The sequence below is a fragment of the Nocardia sp. CA-128927 genome (assembly GCF_050955855.1).
GTDB lineage: Bacteria > Actinomycetota > Actinomycetes > Mycobacteriales > Mycobacteriaceae > Nocardia.
In genome coordinates this window covers 5,809,566-5,825,275 of record NZ_CP192087.1, presented here as the reverse complement: position 1 = coordinate 5,825,275, position 15,710 = coordinate 5,809,566, and the positions used below count along the sequence as shown (strand labels likewise).

The window sequence follows — 15,710 nt, the reverse complement described above, 5'->3', positions numbered from 1 at the left end:
GACATGCCGGGCTTCGTGTCCAATCGGGTGTTGATGCTGATGGTCAACGAGGCGATCTTCCTCTTGCAGGACGGCGTGGCCGCGGCGGCCGAGGTCGACGAGATCTTCCGGTCCTGCTTCGGGCACGCGTCGGGTCCGCTGGAGACCGCGGATCTGATCGGGCTCGACACCATCCTGTACAGCATCGAAGGACTCCAGGAGTTCTACGGCGACAGCAAGTATCGGCCATGTCCCTTGCTGAAGAAGATGGTGGACGCCGGACTGCACGGCCGGAAGTCCGGTCAGGGCTTCTTCTCCTACTCATGAAATCCGGCTCGCACCAACGAACCATTGCCCCGTCACCGACAGGACCGTAGCTATGTTCACCGATGCCCGTTCCGAAATCCGTGAGTTCGTCGCCAAGCGGTTCCCCGAGGGCCGCCTCCAGGACGATCACGACATCTTCGAAAGCGGCTTCGTCAATTCTCTTTTCGCGATGGAACTGGTCATGTTCATCGAGCAGCGCCTCGGCGACCGCATTCCCAACGACGAGCTGATGCTGGACAACTTCCGCACGGTGGACGTGATGACCGACCTGGTCGGCAGGCTCGGCGGTCGAAACGGTCACGGCGCGGCCACCGAGGTGGCGTGATGACGGTGCAGACGGAACCCGCTGTGGGTCACGCGTTTTCGCGGGCCGAGATCGGTGCGTTCGTCGATGAGGTGGTTGTGCCGCGGGCGGCCGAGTTCGATCGTCTGGGGCGGATCGACGCGAGCATCGTGGCCGAGTTCGCCGCGCGTGGCCTGTGGGGTGCGGTGCTGTCGGTGGCCGACGGCGGTACCGGCGCCGGAATGACCGCTCTCGCAACGGTGCACGAGGAGGTGGGTCGCGGCTGTTCGTCCATGCGCAGCCTGCTGACCGTGCATTCGATGGCGTTGTACGCGCTTGATCGGTGGGGGACCGAGGCGGCGAAGAGCCGGTGGAAGGCCCATATGGTCGCCGGTGCCGCGCTCGGTGCGTTCTGCCTGACCGAGCCCGAGGCGGGCAGCGATTTCGCGGCGCTGCAAGCGTCGGCGCGGCGCGAGGGTGACGAGTGGGTTCTCGACGGCCACAAGCTCTGGGTCACCGGCGGCCAGCTCGCCGACGTGCTGCTCGTATTCGCCCGCACCGCAGTCGGTCCCGCCGCGTTCCTGGTCGATGCGGCTGCTCCTGGTGTCCGCCGCATTCCGGTCGAGGGGATCACCGGGACCCGTGGCAGCCAGGTCGCTGAGATCGTCTTCGAGAACTGTCGCGTCGGGTCGGACGCGATCATCGGGCCCGAGGGCATGGGGTTGGCCATTGCGACGGGCGTGCTGGATATCGGGCGGTTCAGTGTCGCCGCCGGGTGCGTCGGCATCTTGCAGGCCTGTCTGCAGGCCAGCGTGAGTTATGCCAACAAACGCCATCAGGGTGGCGCGTTGTTGCGCGAACACCAACTCGTGCAACAGATTATCGCCACCATCGCCACCAACACCCGGGCGGCCCGGCTGCTGGTCTGGCAAGCCGCGCAGCTGAAGGACGCGGGCAGTCCGGACACCATCATGGCGACCTGCATCGCCAAACAGTTCGCGGCGACCTCGGCGGTGGCCGCGGCGAATGACGCGGTGCAACTGCACGGTGCGCGCGGCTGTAGCGACGAGTTTCCCGTCGGCCGGTATCTGCGCGACGCCAAGGTCATGGAAATCATCGAGGGCAGCACGCAGCTGCAACACGTACTCATCGCTACCGACGCGTGCCAGAATCGGGCCCGGGTCGTCGACGTCGAATGATGCACAGAGACCAGGGAATTCGATGAACGCTGATGTCGGTAAACGTCCCCGCAACATCAAGTGTGTGGTCTGGGATCTCGACCACACCCTGTGGGATGGCGTCCTGCTGGAGAACGCCGTGGTCTCCGAGCTCAAGCCGGGGATCAGGGACACCATCGCCACGCTCGACGAGCGCGGGATTCTGCATTCCATCGCCAGTCGCAACGATCCGGAAATCGCGGTCGCGAAGCTCACCGAGCTCGGTGTCGCCGACTACTTTCTGCACCCGCAAATAGGCTGGGACAACAAGTCCACCTCGGTCGCGACGATCGCCAAGCTGCTCGATATCGGGATCGACACGCTCGCCTTTGTCGACGACCAAGAGCTCGAACGCGACGAGGTCGGGTTCGCCCATCCGGAGGTGCTCTGCATCGATGCCGAGCAGGCCGCAACCCTGGCGGACCGGCCGGAATTCCAGCCGAGGCACGTCACCGCGGATTCGCGGGCGCGGCGGCACATGTACCGGGCGAGTATCGAACGTTCCACGGCCGAGGAGCATTTCTCCGGCACCAACGAGGAGTTTCTCGCCACTCTGGGGATGCGTTTCAGGATCAGTCCGGCGGGCGCTGCGGATATAGGTCGCGCCGAGGAACTCGTCGTCCGGACCAACCAGCTGAACTCGACGGGCGTCATGTACTCGGCCGAAGATCTTGCCGCGCATGCCGAATCCGCTGATCACCTGTTGTTGATGGCCGAGCTGGAAGACAAGTACGGCACCTACGGACAGGTCGGTGTCGCGCTGGTGGAACGCGGTGTGCACCAGTGGCGGTTGAAGTTGTTGTTGATGTCGTGTCGGGTGATATCGCGGGGAGTGGGGACGGTGCTGCTGAACTATGTGGTGCGGCTCGCTCACGGCGAGGGTGCGCGGCTGGTCGCGGAATACGTTCCCACCGACCGGAATCGAATCATGTACATCACCTATCGATTCGCCAACTTCGCGGAACTCGGTGAAGAGAACGGCGTCACGCTGCTGGCCGCACCGGCGGTGCCGCCGGCGCTCGCACCGTCCTATCTCACCGTCGACACGGTCGAGACGGTCGCATCGGAGCGTCGACGATGAACGCTCCCACGATCGATGCCCGTAAATGGATGCCGTATCCGTCGACCGGTGTTGCGGCGACGACGCTGTACTGCCTGCCGCATGCCGGGGCGGGTGCTTCGACGTACCTGCCATGGCGCAAGGAGCTGCAAACCGACGTCGACGTGGTGCCGTTGCAGCCGCCGGGTCGCGAAATGCGTATGCGCGACGAGCCTTTCGAACATCTCGGGCCCTTGTTGGATGACTTGCTCGCGTCGATGGACGGTGTCTGGCGGGAGCCGTTCGCGCTGTTCGGCCACAGCTTGGGCGCTCTCGTCGCCTACGAGCTGGCTCGTCGGCTCTGTGCGGGCGAGGGGCCGCGTCCGGCGCAGCTGATCGTGTCCGGACGCCGTGCGCCGCAACACCCTTCACGGTTGCCGTGGATCCGCTTGGCCGATGATCCGATGCTGCTGGAGATCGTGCGCGGGCTCGGCGGTACGCCGGACGAGATCCTCGCGGACGACCAGATGCGGCAGACGGTGCTCACCCTGATGCGCGCGGATCTGGGGGTTGACCAGACGTATCGTTATCAAGCGGACCCGTCGCTCGACTTGCCGATCACCGTGCTCAGCGGCAGCGCCGACCCGCACGTGACGATGGCCGAGCTCGAGCCGTGGGCCGAGTGTGGTTCGGCCGGGGTCGACATTCGGCTCGTGCCCGGCGGGCATTTCTTCGTGGTGACCCACCGCGATACCGTGCTGCGTAGGGTCCGGCACTGCCTGGTGAGCCCGCCATGATCGGCGGCATCGCCCCGCGCCGGGCGATCGCCCCCGACGATGTCGAACTGTGGTGGTTGCGGCTGACGGGGGCGTGTTCCCCCGGAGATTGCCGGGTGCTGTCGCCCGAGGAACTCGCCCGCAGCGTCCGGTTTGATACGGTCGAGTTCGCTGGCGACTTCATTCACACGAGGGCCACGCTGCGGCGCGTGCTTTCGACCTATGCCGGGTGTCTCCCCGAGGACCTCGTTTTCACCGCCGGGCCGCATGGCAAGCCGGAATTGCCTTGCTATGCACCGGCATTCAATCTCACGCACACCCGAGGTCTGGCCATAGTCGCCGTCGCCGGGTCGGCATCGGTCGGGGTCGATATCGAACGGGTCGACGCCGATTTCGATCTGGCGGGCCTGTCGTCACGAGTGCTCACCACTCGCGAAGCGGACCTGGTCGGCACGGACCGGCGACGCTTTATGCACCATTGGGTCGCCAAGGAGAGCTATCTGAAGTGGCTGGGTAGCGGGCTGACGGTATCGCCCGACGCGATCGAGCTGACCACTGATCGGAGTGGGCGCGCCGTGATCGCGGCGGTCGATGGCGGCGAGCTGCCCACTCGATACGTCCATCACTTCGGCCTGAACTCCCACTACGTCGGAGCCTTCGTCAGCGACCGTATGCCACAACGCTTCCCGCTGCGGCCAGCCGAAACAGTCTGCGCCGAATCGAGTCTGCGACGCCAGACGTCAGGAGTGCAAGCATGACAACCTATTTCCCGGTCGAACCCGCCACCCTGGCGGAAATGCTGGCCGCCCGCGCCGCCGCCACGCCGGACGAGGTGCGGTTCCATCACCTCGGCGACGGTGACGAGCCCACCGCGGCAATGACTTTCCCCGAGCTCGACCGCGCCGCTCGGGCGACCGCCGCACATCTGGCGGAGGTCGCGCGGCCGGGGGAGCGGGCGCTGCTGCTCTATGCGCCCGGCCTGGAATTCGTTGTCGCGTTTTACGGGTGTCTCTATGCGGGCGTGATCGCGGTTCCGGTGGCGCCGCCGCAGCCGAACAAGTTGGCGGACAGTCTGGCTCGACTGGCCTCCATCGTCGGTAACTCCGGTGCGCGGTTGCTCCTCACCAGTGCCGATATCGAGCCGCTGCTGACTCCGGTACTGGCCGAGGCCGACGGATTCGCGGCGCTGCGCACGGTGGTCACCGACCGTATCGATCAGTCGGGGGCCGACCGGTACAGCGATCCGGGCATCACCGCTGACACTATCGCCCACCTCCAGTACTCCTCCGGATCGACCGGGGAGCCGAAGGGTGTCGCGCTCACGCACGGCAATGTGCTCGCCAACCTGCGGCTGGTGACCGGGCAGATCGGAGCCGGGGTCGGGGTGGCGTGGTTGCCGACCTTCCACGACATGGGTCTGCTCAGCATGGTCACCTATCCGGTGTACAGCGACTCGACCGTTATCGGTATGTCTCCCTTGGCATTTGTGCAACGCCCGGCGCGGTGGATAGCGGCGATGTCTCGGTACCAGGCCACCCACACCGTCGCCCCGAACTTCTCCTTCGCACTTGCCGTGCGGCGGGTGCCTGCCGAGCAGGTCGCCAACTACGACCTGTCCAATCTGCGGGTGGCACTCTGCGGTGCGGAACCCGTTCGGGTGGACACGATGGCCGCCTTCGCTGAGCATTTCGGTGCGGCTGGCTTCGATGCGCACAGCCTGTTCCCGTGCTACGGCCTAGCCGAGGCAACGCTTTTGGTGACCGGCGGCCCTCGCGGCAGTGGGCTCACCACCATCGAGGTGGATCCGACCGCGCTGGCCAAGGGGCGGGTGGAACCGGTGTCGAGCGGCGGTCGCAGGCTGGTGGCCAGTGGCGAGTTGAACGACGCCTACGAACTCATCCTCACCGATCCCGACACGCTCGCCCCGCTACCGGACGGGCAGGTCGGCGAGATCTGGCTGCGCGGGGACAGCATCGGCATCGGGTATTGGGATGCGCCCGAGGCATCGGCTGAAACCTTCGCCGCCACCATTCCTGGTCGCGCCGGGCACTTCCTGCGCACAGGTGACCTCGGCTTCGTGCACGAGGGACAGCTGTACGTCACCGGGCGTCGCAAGGACCTCATCATCGTGGACGGGTACAACCACTACCCGTCCGATATCGAGGCCGCCGCGATGGACAGTCATCCGGCGCTGCGTCCCGATCGATGCGCGGCGTTCCAGGTTCTCGACGGAGACGAACCCGCTTTGATCCTGGTCGCCGAGTTGAACCGCGGCAGGAGGGCCGAGGACATCGACAAGACCGAGATCGTCACCGCGGTGCGTCGTGCGGTGGGTGAGCACAACGGGTTGCGGCTCGATGACGTGGTTTTGGTGACGGCCGGTTCGGTGCCGTTGACCTCCAGCGGAAAGGTCCGCCGCTATGTGGTCCGCGAACAGTATCGAGACGGTGCGCTGACTGTCCTGCCCTGATCTTGTTGTGGCAGAGCCTATTGCGTTGTCCGCGGGAGATTCGGCTACGCAGGCACGTTGGCGAGGAGTCGATCGACGAGGGTGTCGACATCGTCGGAAGTCATTGTGCCCATGCCGAATAGCGTGCGGACGTAGATCGGGGCGAGGATGTGGTCGAGCACGTCCAGGGCTTCGGGCGGGTGTTCACCGCGGGCGTGTGCGCGGTCGAGCATCTGCTGGAGTTGGCCGCGCCGTTCGGTGAGGAACTGGTCGCGGGCCTGTGCTCCGGGTGCGCCTGCCTGGGACAGGGCGATGATCAGGCGCAGTACGGCGAGGCCGTCGGGACCGCTGACGTCGCGGGCCACGTCTGCCGCGTACTGGCGCAGGTCGGTGTCGAGGCTGCCGGTGTCCGGGATCGGTGAGTTGGTGGTGAGCCAGGTGAGCGCCACGTCGGTGGTCAGCGCTTCGAGGGTGCCCCAGCGGCGGTAGATGCTCGAATCAGCGACACCCGCGCGGGCGGCGACATCGCCGACGGTGAAGTTGCCGTATCCGGTCTCGGCCACCAGTTCGGTGACCGCTCGATGTACCGCGACCTTGACGCGGGCGCTGCGACCGCCCGGTCGGCGGGATGTGTCCGTCACCCTTTCATCTTAACGCAGCCGGGACTTGCGTTAGCGAACCACTCCGCCTTACAGTCACTAACGCAGCCAGTACTTGCGTTAGGAGATTCGCCGTGAACATCGCCGCCTCCACGATCGTCGATCGCATCGGTCTAGCCCTGGAGATGACGGGTGCCATCGTCGACGGCGTCACCGAAGCCCAGCTCGATCAGCCCTCCCTCTGCGCGGGCTGGGATCTGTGCACCGAACTCAACCACCTGGTGGGTGGCATGCGGATCTTCGCGGCCGAACTGACCGCGACCGAGCCCGGCGGCGAGCATCACGACGACTGGCTCGGATCCGACCATCACGCCGCCTTCGCGGTTGCCGCCGATCTCGATCGCGCGGCCTGGCAGCGCCCCGGTGCCCTCGACACCACCATCCGGCTCGGCTTCGGTCCTGTCCCCGGGCAGTTGGGGGCGCTGATTCACCTAGGCGAGGTCCTGGTGCACGGCGTCGACATCGCCGTCGTCACCCAGCAGCAGCACCTCATCGATCAGCATGCGTGCGGACAGCTGCTGAATACCATGCGGGACATGGACTTCGACGCTTTCCGTCGCCCCGGCCTGTTCGACCCGCAACAGCGCGCCCCCGCCGATGCCCCCGCCCATCAGCAACTACTCGCCTTCACGGGCCGACCGATCAGCTGACCCGGCGAGCCGTGATGAGCCAGGCACACGCGTCGAACCACACGCCATCGCTCGTGCAGTGCGCGGCCATGACGGCGCGCAGCCGGTCGAGTGCCCGCTCGGTCTCCTCGGTGTCGAACTGCTTCAGCACCTCGCCCGCCATCTGCAACGCGAGCACGGCGTCAACGCCGGCATCGGGATCCGCGCCGTAATAGACGGGCTCGGACACGTCAGTGATGCTGATGTCGATGAATCCGGCCGCGGTCAGCACGCTCTCCGCCTTGGCCGGATCGGCCAGCGAGAACGCGCCGCCGTCCGGTGCGGTGACCGGTGCGCCCGCAAGCGCTTCGCGGATCGCGACCACCCACTCCTGCTGGCCACCGCCTTGCCAAACCAGTTGCGCCAGTTGTGCTCCGGGCCGCAGTGCCCGCTCGATGTTGGTGAATGCCGCGACCGGATCGGCGAAGAACATCGTGCCGAACCGGCTGATCGCGAGGTCGAAATGCTGTGCTGGGAACGGATGGACCTGCGCGTCCGCCTGCTCGAAGCGCACATTGCGCACCGCCTCGGCCGCACTGAGCTCGCGAGCCTGCGCCAGCATCACCGGCGATATGTCTACGCCGAGCGCGTTGCCCTGGTGCGCGAGCCTGGCGACCTCACGCGTGATTTGACCGGTGCCGCAACCGATGTCGAGGACGCTGTCGCTGGGCTCGACGTCGAGAGCTTCGCGCAGTCGCCGGTTGTAGTGACGCAACTCGGCGTCGTAATCGAACGTGCTGTTCGAAGTCGGTGCTACGCGATTCCCACTGTCAACCATGCAGCCATCATGTCGACAATCCCCGCCGCGTGCAGCATTGTCAGCGAGCGTGCCCGGCGGTTGCCGCGAACTCCCGCAGCAGAGTGCCGGTCGTTTGCGGATCTTCGAGCATCGGAGTGTGGCCGACACCCGGCAGCAATTCGATCCGGACGTCAGGGATGACACGGTAGGTAGCCGCCGACGCGGAGCGCCATCGCTTGTCCTCGGCGCCGAAGATCACCAGCACCGTCAGGCCCAGCGGAGCGAGCCGGGCGGGCAGGCTTCGCTGACCCAGATAATCCAGGCTTGCCCGGGACGTCGCCGCAAGCGCGCGGTGGGTCATCCCCAACAGATCGGCGACGACCGCTTCCGGGATGTCGATCGGGCGAGTGATGGCGGCGCGGAACGCTTTTCGGGCGAGGTCAGGGGTGCGCAGCGGCCACAATAGCCGCCCGAGCCCGGTCATCATCAGCCGATTGAGCAGGCTCTGTGTGATACGGGCGTCCAGGCTCGGGCCGGTATTGACGAGCGCCAGTGCTCCCACCACATCGGGCCGTTGCTCCGCCAGCGCGGTGGCCACCGAACCGCCCGTGGAATGCCCGATGACTGTCACCCGGCCCACACCGAGTTCGTCCAGCGCCGCGCCGACCCGTCGAGCCTGCGTGGGAATGTCGTACCCGTCGGCAGGACTGGTCGACTTCCCATGACCGAACAGGTCGACCCGAATGACCCGATGGGTGCTCGCGAGTGCCGGTACTACCTGATCCCAACTGGCCGTCGAACCCGCCAAACCGTGGATCAGCAGCACCACAGGCGCATCAACCGCACCATCCAGCACAACGTGCATGTCCCCGTCGTCGACCCGAACGAACCGATCACCGGCCGTGTCCGCTGCCATAACGTTGTCTCCTGCCGTCCCCTCGAATGGCCCGATAACCACCCGCAGCCAACACGGTCAGCATCGCCGACGCAGTGCCGACCGTCTTGGACGAATCTTCCACACCGCTGGTCAGTGGCACGAGCGTATTTCGCACGTGTTGACGAGGGGCTCAGCCGACACGCCCCCGGGCGCGGACGGGTCGCGGGGCGCCTACCTGCGGCTAGAGTCGGAGTTCTGCGAAGACAACCGGTGGGAGGCTGAGTATGTGGGCGGTCGTCGAGAAGTGGTATGCGGGAGCGTATGAAGGTTTCGGTGTCCTCATCACCGAAGACTGCCAGGAAGTCATCGCGCGAGATGCGGTGGTGGAGAACGACATCCCGCTGAAGCCGGGTGACCGCGTCCTGATCGACTACATTTCCGGCCCCGACGGCGCCGACGCCATCAAGCTCGTGAAAGTCCAGTAGGTCGGACGATCGTCCTGGGCCGGGGTCGTGTGATTTCCGGCCGGTAGTAACCTCACCATCGGACAGATCGCCGATCGTTGCGGATTCGCCAGCCCCGGAGCGCTGTCGTCCGCCTTGCCAGCGAGGTCGGCGTCCGGCCGTCGGTGCACCGCAAGAATTGACCGATGGACGGCAATCCCGCGCATGGCTCTGGGCCGGTCGACTCGCTTAGTTTCGAACCGGCGCAACAAATCTCGCGTGCGCACCGAGCCCGTGGACAACCCAGTCCCACCGGGCAGCTGGCAGCGAACGAAAGGATTCCGTCTTGGAGAGCTACGACGCGTCCGCGACCTCGACTGCATCGGCAGCCGTCATCTGGCGCCTCCTCATCGACGCACGTACCTGGCCCGATTGGTCGACCGTCGACGCCCTGGTGACCGAACGTTCCAGCGGGCTAGATCCCGATGGCCGCGATCCGGTCGGTGCGGTCCGCGCGTTCCGCACCGGGCGCATCGTGACCGGCGAGCGGCTGACCGGACTCGACGAGGGCAAACGAATGACCTACGAGGACGCGTTCAACTGGGCCATCCGCAACTATGACGCGGTGATCGACCTGGTGCCCGCGGCCGACGGCGGCACGGTCATCCACTGGTACGGAACCTATTCCGCCCGTTGGGGATTGGGTTGGTTGATGCAGGCCGTCATGCGACGCGTCATGCAGCGGATGGCCGATGGCCTCGCTTCTTACGCGACGGCGTTGTCTTCCAGCACGAAGACCCCCTAGCCCGTTCCGGCAACAGGGCGCCAACTCTTCGAGACAGGGGAGCAGCCGCAGTCCGAGTGCATCGAGAATCCCGCGATCCTGTTGCGGAGCAGGTATCCGGTACCGGTAGTCTGGGCAATGTCAGAGCTCGGTCACATTCTGCCTGGTGAGGACCTTCATGCCATCGAATTTCGCTCTCAAGACAATGAATACAGCGCATCGAGTGCTGTTGAAGGCCACCTGCGGCAGGCTGGGGAACGAGTTCGGCGGGATGCCGTCGGTCGAGCTCGTGACCACCGGCCGCAAATCGGGGCGCCAGCATGCGGTGCTGTTGACCGCGCCGATCGTGGACGGGGACACCTACGTTGTCGTCGCCTCCCGCGGCGGCGACCCGCAACATCCGGCCTGGTTCCTGAATCTCCGCGACAACCCGAACGTCTTGGTATCGGTGCGCAGCGGGCCGCGTGTGCCGATGACCGCCCGGATCGCCGACGCCGCCGAGCGTGCCGAGCTGTGGCCGCGGGTGACCACCGCACAGAAGGTCTACGCCGGTTATCAGAAGAAGACCACGCGCGAGATCCCGCTGGTGCTGCTGACGCCGACCGCGGACCCCGCCTCGAACTGACCGTCGAGCTCGCTATCGGGCCGGGGAGTACGTCGGCGGTTGCCGTAGCAATCTCCCCGGCCACCGGTAGAGGATCAAGACGCCGATCACATTCGCGGCCAACGTCAGCACACCCTGCTCGCCGAGCCACAGCCAGGCGTGCGATCCCGTGGTGTGCGGATCGAACACGCTCTGAATGACGCTGTTCCACGATGCGTGCAGCACGACGACCGGCCAGATACTGCCGGTATCGAGCCGGAGCCGGGCGAACACATACGACACCACGGTCACCTGAACGACGAAGAGCAGGGCGATCACCGGCACGGACCCGCCATTGCCGGTCAGATAGCTGCCGCCGATGATCAACGGCAAATGCCAAGCCGCCCAGATCAATCCGCTGACCAGGATCGGCTGCGGAACTTCGGCATCGATGAGCCGGGTGAGCAGATACCCGCGCCACCCGAGCTCCTCACCGAGCGCGAACACCAGACCGACCGCGGTACCGAGCCCGACGCCGACGAGCAGTTCGCCGCCGAAGGACACCCATCCGCTGGAGGAGCCTGCGGGGGAGGTGAACTGGGCGAGTCCGCTCGCCCATCCCACGCCGTACGCGGCGACAGCGATGGCGACCGGGTAGCCGAGGCCGATCAACAACGCCCACCAGCTGCGCCGCCCGCCTAGTCGCAGCGAGATATCGGCGAAACCCTCATGCAGGATCAGCCGGGCGATCAACGCAGCCAGCCCCGGTGCCCACATGAGGAGAAGGACTCCGATGTCATTCTTCGCGATGACGGCGAAAGCCATGGCGGGGGCGGAAAGCGCGATCAGCGCAATGAGGAAGATGCCGACTCCTCGTCGCGCTATGCGACGCCGCTCACCCTGCTCCAGCACCGACGCCCCCACCAGCTGATCTTCGCGTTGTCCAGGTGCCATGCATGCACAGTAGGCAGCGCCGACCGGCTCGGGCGTCACCCCGGAGGGCGGTATTCCCCTCCGGGACAACCCTGATCTCCGCCCTGAGGCGGGAAGTCCTACGCGACCAGCTTCTCCTTCTTCAGCCAGTCGTAGGCGACGTCGGCCGGATCCTCCCCGTCGATATCGACGCGACCATTGAGCTCCTGCATCAGCTCATCGGTGAGGTGTTCGGAGATCGTCCCGATCAGCTTCCGCAACTCCGGGTAGCGATCGATGATGGCGCCACGCACGACCGCCGTGCCGCTGTAGGGCAGGAAGAACTTCTTATCATCTTCCAGGACAACGAGATTCAGGTTCTTGACCCGGCCGTCGGTGGTGTAGACCATGCCGAAGTTGCAGGGTGCAGCCTTGGCTGTCGCCGTGTAGACGACTCCGGCATCCATTCGGGTGACGTTGCCGGACGGAACACCGTTCGGATCGTTGTACGGGATACCGTATTTCTGCAACATCGGAATGAAACCGTCGGAGCGACTGAAGAATTCGTCGTCGACACAGAACGTCCGGTCGGGGACCGGTAGCGTGGCCACGTCGGACAGCGACTTCACATGCAGCCGTTCGGCGTTCGGTGTCGACGCACCGAACGCGTAGGTGTCGTTGAAGTTGGCGGGCGGCAACCACTCCAGATTGTTGTCGCGCTTCTCGATCTCGTGCACCCGCTGCCAGAGCTCGTTCGGATCCGCGATCGTCTCGGTCTCGTTGTGGTAGTTGACCCACCCGGTGCCGGTGTACTCCCACAGAATGTCGGCGTCGCCGTTGAGCTGAGCCTGCCGCGACGATGCGGAACCCGGTGCCCCGGTGAGGTCTTTGACCTCGGCGCCCGCCGCGGCCAGGTAGGTCGCGGTGATCTTGCCGAGCAGCACACCCTCGGTGAAGCTCTTCGACGTGACGACCAGCTTCGCGCCGTCGAGCGGCTCCTGGCCGTCCGGCAGATGCGCCTCGTGGAATGTCCCGGACGAGCTCACCAGACCGCACCCGGCCAGCATGGACATCGCGACGACGAGCGCGGAAAGCAACGTGACCCGTTGCGCGCGTGGCGATTTCATGAGATACCTCGCGGGGTCGCGGCGAGTTCGACGAGTCGGCCGAGCCAGTCGATGATCAACGCGAGCAGCCCGACGAGGATCGCGCCGGAGATGAGCAGCTTGGGCAGGAAGAGGGTGACCCCGGTGGTGATCAGCGTGCCCAGACTGGTCGCGCCGATGAACGTGCTCAGCGTCGCGGTGCCGACCAGAATGACCAGCGCGGTGCGCACCCCGTTGAGAATCACCGGCACCGCGAGCGGCAGCTCGACCTGGAACAGCGTCCGGGTGCCCGAGTAGCCGATGCCGCGCGATGCCTCGATCGTCCGGTGATCCACCTGCCGCAGCCCGACGATCGTGTTCTGCAAGATCGGCAGAATCGCGTACACCACGAGACCGACTATCGCCGTGCGGAATCCGGTGCCGAGCCAGAAGGTGAACAGGACGAGCAGGCCGACCGCGGGAGCGGCCTGACCGATGTTGGCGACATTCACCGCGATCGGCTCGAGCCGCTTCAACGCGGGCCGAGTCAGCGCGATACCCAGCGGAATCGCGACGACCACCACGATCAACGTGGCGACCACGGTCAGCTTGATGTGCGCGAGGATCGTCGTTTGCAGGTTGTCCCAGCCGAGCGACGCCTTCTCCGTCGGCGTGAACGTCGTGGACCGATACCAGAGCACGTACCCGATGCCGATGACCGCGATGATGATCGGCTCGAACCACACGTCGATCGGAACGCGGCGACTCATGACGGCTCGGCCGATCCGGGTTCCTCGTCGGCGGCCACCACCGGGGTCGGCGCCGGATCGGTGCCGTCGACGTAGGTCTCGTACGACAGATCGGCTTCCTCGGAGCGCACCTCGGCGAGCTTGGCCTGAATCGTCTCGGTCACCGAACCGATGCTGAGCGACCCGACCACCGCGCCCCGGCCATCGGTAACCAGTGCGGCACCTTGACTGGCTGCGAGCATGGCATCGAGTGCGTCGTTGAGGGTCGACGATCGGGCGACGACCGGCAACCGCCGATCGAGGAAGTCGGAGACCTCCGGTTTGGTCGCCACCTCCGTGAGCGACGGCCACGACCGCGGCCGCCCGGCCTCGTCCACCACCACGACCCAGGTGTGCCCGGCGGCCTTCGCGCGTCCGATGACCGCCTGCGCCGACTCACCGACCCGGGCGGTGATCACCTTGTCGTACTCGACATCACGCACGCGCGACACGGTCAGATACGCCAGCTTCGCGCCGGATCCGACGAACTCCTCCACGAACGGCGTGGCCGGATCGGTGAGGATCTCCTCCGGGCTCGCGTACTGCTCGATGTGCCCGCCTTCGGACAGGATCAGCACCTTGTCGCCGAGCTTGGTGGCTTCCTCGAAGTCGTGCGTGACGACCACGATGGTCTTGCCGAGCTCGTGCTGGATCGCGATCAGGCTGTCCTGCAAACGAACCCGGGTGATCGGATCGACCGCGCCGAACGGTTCGTCCATCAGCAGCACCGGCGGGTCCGCTGCGAGTGCGCGCGCGACGCCGACCCGCTGCTGCTGGCCGCCGGACATGTCCTTGGGCAGCCGGTCGGCGAAGACGCTCGGATCGAGACCGACCAGATCGAGCAGGTACTCGGTGCGCTCGGCGATCCGCTTCTTGTCCCACCCGAGCACCCGCGGGATCGCGCCGACGTTCTTGGCGACCGTCCAGTGCGGGAACAATCCACCGGACTGGATGACGTACCCGATCGACTGCCGCAGCTTGTCCGGGTCCTCGCGGGTGACATCGCGACCGCCGATGAAGATTCGGCCCTCGGTCGGCTCGATCAACCGGTTGATCATCTTGAGCGTGGTCGTCTTGCCACAGCCGGACGGGCCGACGAACGCGACGATCTCGCCCGCGTCGATGTCCAGGTCGAGCCGCTCGACCGCGGGCGTCTCCTGGCCGCGGTAGCGCTTGACGACCGCGTCCAGTTTGATGTCCGCGCCGGTCACATTGCGCTGCGCCGGCTGGCTGGTCACATCCGTCATGACAGTCCCTTTGCGATCGTGAGGCGTCCGAGCAGGACGAGGAGCGCGTCGAACACCAACGCGATGAGGACGATGAGAATGGTGCCGGTCAACGCCATTTCGATGGCGTTCGCGCCGCCGAGCCGGGACAGGCCGTTGAAGATCAGCGATCCGAGACCCGGACCGAGCACATAGGCGACGATGGCGGCGACGCCGACGATCATCTGGGTGGACACCCGAATACCGGTGAGGATCACCGGCCAGGCGATCGGCAATTCGACGGTCAGCAGAATGCGCCAGCGGGAAAAGCCGATGCCGCGCGCGGATTCGATGACCGTCGCGGGCACCGAGCGCAGGCCGACGATCGCATTGCCGATCACCGGCAACGCGGCGAAGAACGCCAGCATGATGAACGACGGGACGACGCCGAGTCCGAATGGCACCAACAGGAGCGCGAGCAGCGCGAGCGAGGGAATCGTCAGCGCGACGCGGCTAGAGGTCAGCGTCAGCGAGGACAACAGCGGGAGTCGATATACCGCGACGGCGATGAGCACAGCGACCACGGTTCCGACCAAGACCGTCTGAAATGCCAGGGAGGCATGCTGATACGCGAGGAACGTCAGAAATTCGCCTCGTCCCCGGACGTAGTTCCATAAGTTCACGCGATTCCCATCGTCAGGCGAAGTCGATACCTGTTTGTGCGTAGTCACCGGGCGCGAGCCGTCAAAGAGTAATCGACGCCGCGCGTTGGGCTCTGGATGACGCGCGGCGCAGGAATCGCCGGATTGTCGATCCCGGGCTGGCATTCCCCCCGCTAACGGCGATCAAACAATGCGATGTGCATTTCACACAATGCGTTCGGTACGAGGGCGTGAC

The 15,710-nt window shown here is 65.8% G+C and carries 19 protein-coding genes; 11 read left to right on the top strand and 8 right to left on the bottom strand.

Translation table 11 applies throughout. The annotated features are described in order from the left end of the window. Positions 1-3: 3 nt before the first annotated feature. From ACQPW1_RS27310 to ACQPW1_RS27280, 7 genes are read left to right on the top strand one after another with little or no spacing between them, the layout of a single operon-like run. Entirely contained in the window at positions 4-306 is a 303-nt protein-coding gene (locus ACQPW1_RS27310; protein WP_433665348.1) for a 3-hydroxyacyl-CoA dehydrogenase family protein, read from the top strand. Positions 307-358: 52 nt separating this feature from the next. Beyond that, the gene (locus ACQPW1_RS27305) at positions 359-631 is read left to right on the top strand and encodes an acyl carrier protein (protein ID WP_433654429.1); all 273 of its coding nucleotides are present in this window, start codon (positions 359-361) and stop codon (positions 629-631) included. Further along, positions 631-1,788 (top strand): acyl-CoA dehydrogenase family protein, encoded by a 1,158-nt coding sequence (locus ACQPW1_RS27300; protein ID WP_433654428.1) that lies wholly within the window; start codon positions 631-633, stop codon positions 1,786-1,788. Before ACQPW1_RS27305 ends, ACQPW1_RS27300 begins: the two co-directional genes overlap by 1 nt. Positions 1,789-1,810: 22 nt before the next feature. Continuing rightward, positions 1,811-2,887: an HAD-IIIC family phosphatase gene (locus tag ACQPW1_RS27295; RefSeq protein WP_433654426.1), complete on the top strand. Its 1,077-nt coding sequence runs from the start codon at positions 1,811-1,813 to the stop codon at positions 2,885-2,887. After that, positions 2,884-3,642: a thioesterase II family protein gene (locus ACQPW1_RS27290; protein ID WP_433654424.1), complete on the top strand. Its 759-nt coding sequence runs from the start codon at positions 2,884-2,886 to the stop codon at positions 3,640-3,642. Before ACQPW1_RS27295 ends, ACQPW1_RS27290 begins: the two co-directional genes overlap by 4 nt. Then, positions 3,639-4,379, top strand: a complete 741-nt coding sequence (locus tag ACQPW1_RS27285) for a 4'-phosphopantetheinyl transferase family protein (RefSeq protein ID WP_433654423.1) — start codon at positions 3,639-3,641, stop codon at positions 4,377-4,379. Before ACQPW1_RS27290 ends, ACQPW1_RS27285 begins: the two co-directional genes overlap by 4 nt. After that, a complete protein-coding gene (locus tag ACQPW1_RS27280; protein ID WP_433654421.1) occupies positions 4,376-6,091 on the top strand; it encodes a fatty acyl-AMP ligase in 1,716 nt (571 codons plus the stop codon). Before ACQPW1_RS27285 ends, ACQPW1_RS27280 begins: the two co-directional genes overlap by 4 nt. 44 nt (positions 6,092-6,135) lie before the next feature. Here the strand turns inward: ACQPW1_RS27280 and ACQPW1_RS27275 are convergent, their stop codons facing one another. Beyond that, on the bottom strand, positions 6,136-6,711 hold the full coding sequence (locus tag ACQPW1_RS27275) for a TetR/AcrR family transcriptional regulator (RefSeq protein WP_433654420.1): 576 nt from the start codon (positions 6,709-6,711) through the stop codon (positions 6,136-6,138). Between the two features lie 92 nt (positions 6,712-6,803). On the opposite strand from ACQPW1_RS27275, the gene ACQPW1_RS27270 reads away from it, so the two are divergent. Beyond that, the gene (locus ACQPW1_RS27270; protein ID WP_433654419.1) at positions 6,804-7,379 is read left to right on the top strand and encodes a TIGR03086 family metal-binding protein; all 576 of its coding nucleotides are present in this window, start codon (positions 6,804-6,806) and stop codon (positions 7,377-7,379) included. On the opposite strand, the gene ACQPW1_RS27265 is transcribed toward ACQPW1_RS27270, so the two are convergent. Both ACQPW1_RS27265 and ACQPW1_RS27260 read right to left on the bottom strand, forming a co-directional pair. Beyond that, a complete protein-coding gene (locus ACQPW1_RS27265) occupies positions 7,372-8,175 on the bottom strand; it encodes a class I SAM-dependent methyltransferase (protein ID WP_433654418.1) in 804 nt (267 codons plus the stop codon). The genes ACQPW1_RS27270 and ACQPW1_RS27265 overlap by 8 nt on opposite strands. Positions 8,176-8,215: 40 nt before the next feature. Then, positions 8,216-9,052 carry an alpha/beta fold hydrolase gene (locus ACQPW1_RS27260; protein WP_433654417.1) on the bottom strand — a complete coding sequence of 279 codons (837 nt, stop codon included), beginning with the start codon at positions 9,050-9,052 and terminating at the stop codon, positions 8,216-8,218. A gap of 245 nt (positions 9,053-9,297) precedes the next feature. On the opposite strand from ACQPW1_RS27260, the gene ACQPW1_RS27255 reads away from it, so the two are divergent. The 3 genes from ACQPW1_RS27255 (at position 9,298) to ACQPW1_RS27245 (ending at position 10,865) form a co-directional block, all read left to right on the top strand. Then, complete coding sequence (locus tag ACQPW1_RS27255) at positions 9,298-9,498, top strand: hypothetical protein (protein ID WP_433654416.1); 201 nt, start codon at positions 9,298-9,300, stop codon at positions 9,496-9,498. Positions 9,499-9,802: 304 nt separating this feature from the next. Further along, complete coding sequence (locus tag ACQPW1_RS27250) at positions 9,803-10,261, top strand: SRPBCC family protein (RefSeq protein ID WP_433654415.1); 459 nt, start codon at positions 9,803-9,805, stop codon at positions 10,259-10,261. A gap of 157 nt (positions 10,262-10,418) precedes the next feature. Then, on the top strand, positions 10,419-10,865 hold the full coding sequence (locus ACQPW1_RS27245) for a nitroreductase/quinone reductase family protein (RefSeq protein ID WP_433654414.1): 447 nt from the start codon (positions 10,419-10,421) through the stop codon (positions 10,863-10,865). Between the two features lie 12 nt (positions 10,866-10,877). Here the strand turns inward: ACQPW1_RS27245 and ACQPW1_RS27240 are convergent, their stop codons facing one another. The 5 genes from ACQPW1_RS27240 to ACQPW1_RS27220 all read right to left on the bottom strand — a co-directional run bounded on the left by ACQPW1_RS27240 (position 10,878) and on the right by ACQPW1_RS27220 (position 15,496). Then, positions 10,878-11,777 carry a CPBP family glutamic-type intramembrane protease gene (locus ACQPW1_RS27240; protein WP_433654413.1) on the bottom strand — a complete coding sequence of 300 codons (900 nt, stop codon included), beginning with the start codon at positions 11,775-11,777 and terminating at the stop codon, positions 10,878-10,880. 98 nt (positions 11,778-11,875) lie between these two features. After that, positions 11,876-12,862, bottom strand: coding sequence for a glycine betaine ABC transporter substrate-binding protein (locus ACQPW1_RS27235; protein ID WP_433654412.1), 987 nt, complete (start codon positions 12,860-12,862; stop codon positions 11,876-11,878). Next, positions 12,859-13,590: an ABC transporter permease gene (locus tag ACQPW1_RS27230; RefSeq protein WP_433654411.1), complete on the bottom strand. Its 732-nt coding sequence runs from the start codon at positions 13,588-13,590 to the stop codon at positions 12,859-12,861. Before ACQPW1_RS27230 ends, ACQPW1_RS27235 begins: the two co-directional genes overlap by 4 nt. Beyond that, positions 13,587-14,855, bottom strand: coding sequence for an ATP-binding cassette domain-containing protein (locus ACQPW1_RS27225; protein ID WP_433654410.1), 1,269 nt, complete (start codon positions 14,853-14,855; stop codon positions 13,587-13,589). Before ACQPW1_RS27225 ends, ACQPW1_RS27230 begins: the two co-directional genes overlap by 4 nt. Next, positions 14,852-15,496, bottom strand: coding sequence for an ABC transporter permease (locus tag ACQPW1_RS27220; protein ID WP_433654408.1), 645 nt, complete (start codon positions 15,494-15,496; stop codon positions 14,852-14,854). The genes ACQPW1_RS27225 and ACQPW1_RS27220 overlap by 4 nt, the downstream gene beginning before the upstream one ends. Positions 15,497-15,710: the final 214 nt, after the last annotated feature.

Coding starts and splice junctions, on each gene's coding strand:
- ACQPW1_RS27290 (WP_433654424.1), top strand. CDS start 2,884: ATGAACGCTCCCACGATCGATGCCCGTAAATGGATGCCGTATCCGTCG.
- ACQPW1_RS27245 (WP_433654414.1), top strand. CDS start 10,419: ATGCCATCGAATTTCGCTCTCAAGACAATGAATACAGCGCATCGAGTG.
- ACQPW1_RS27300 (WP_433654428.1), top strand. CDS start 631: ATGACGGTGCAGACGGAACCCGCTGTGGGTCACGCGTTTTCGCGGGCC.
- ACQPW1_RS27310 (WP_433665348.1), top strand. CDS start 4: ATGCCGGGCTTCGTGTCCAATCGGGTGTTGATGCTGATGGTCAACGAG.
- ACQPW1_RS27235 (WP_433654412.1), bottom strand. CDS start 12,862: ATGAAATCGCCACGCGCGCAACGGGTCACGTTGCTTTCCGCGCTCGTC.
- ACQPW1_RS27225 (WP_433654410.1), bottom strand. CDS start 14,855: ATGACGGATGTGACCAGCCAGCCGGCGCAGCGCAATGTGACCGGCGCG.
- ACQPW1_RS27305 (WP_433654429.1), top strand. CDS start 359: ATGTTCACCGATGCCCGTTCCGAAATCCGTGAGTTCGTCGCCAAGCGG.
- ACQPW1_RS27295 (WP_433654426.1), top strand. CDS start 1,811: ATGAACGCTGATGTCGGTAAACGTCCCCGCAACATCAAGTGTGTGGTC.
- ACQPW1_RS27255 (WP_433654416.1), top strand. CDS start 9,298: ATGTGGGCGGTCGTCGAGAAGTGGTATGCGGGAGCGTATGAAGGTTTC.
- ACQPW1_RS27260 (WP_433654417.1), bottom strand. CDS start 9,052: ATGGCAGCGGACACGGCCGGTGATCGGTTCGTTCGGGTCGACGACGGG.
- ACQPW1_RS27240 (WP_433654413.1), bottom strand. CDS start 11,777: ATGGCACCTGGACAACGCGAAGATCAGCTGGTGGGGGCGTCGGTGCTG.
- ACQPW1_RS27265 (WP_433654418.1), bottom strand. CDS start 8,175: ATGGTTGACAGTGGGAATCGCGTAGCACCGACTTCGAACAGCACGTTC.
- ACQPW1_RS27230 (WP_433654411.1), bottom strand. CDS start 13,590: ATGAGTCGCCGCGTTCCGATCGACGTGTGGTTCGAGCCGATCATCATC.
- ACQPW1_RS27280 (WP_433654421.1), top strand. CDS start 4,376: ATGACAACCTATTTCCCGGTCGAACCCGCCACCCTGGCGGAAATGCTG.
- ACQPW1_RS27285 (WP_433654423.1), top strand. CDS start 3,639: ATGATCGGCGGCATCGCCCCGCGCCGGGCGATCGCCCCCGACGATGTC.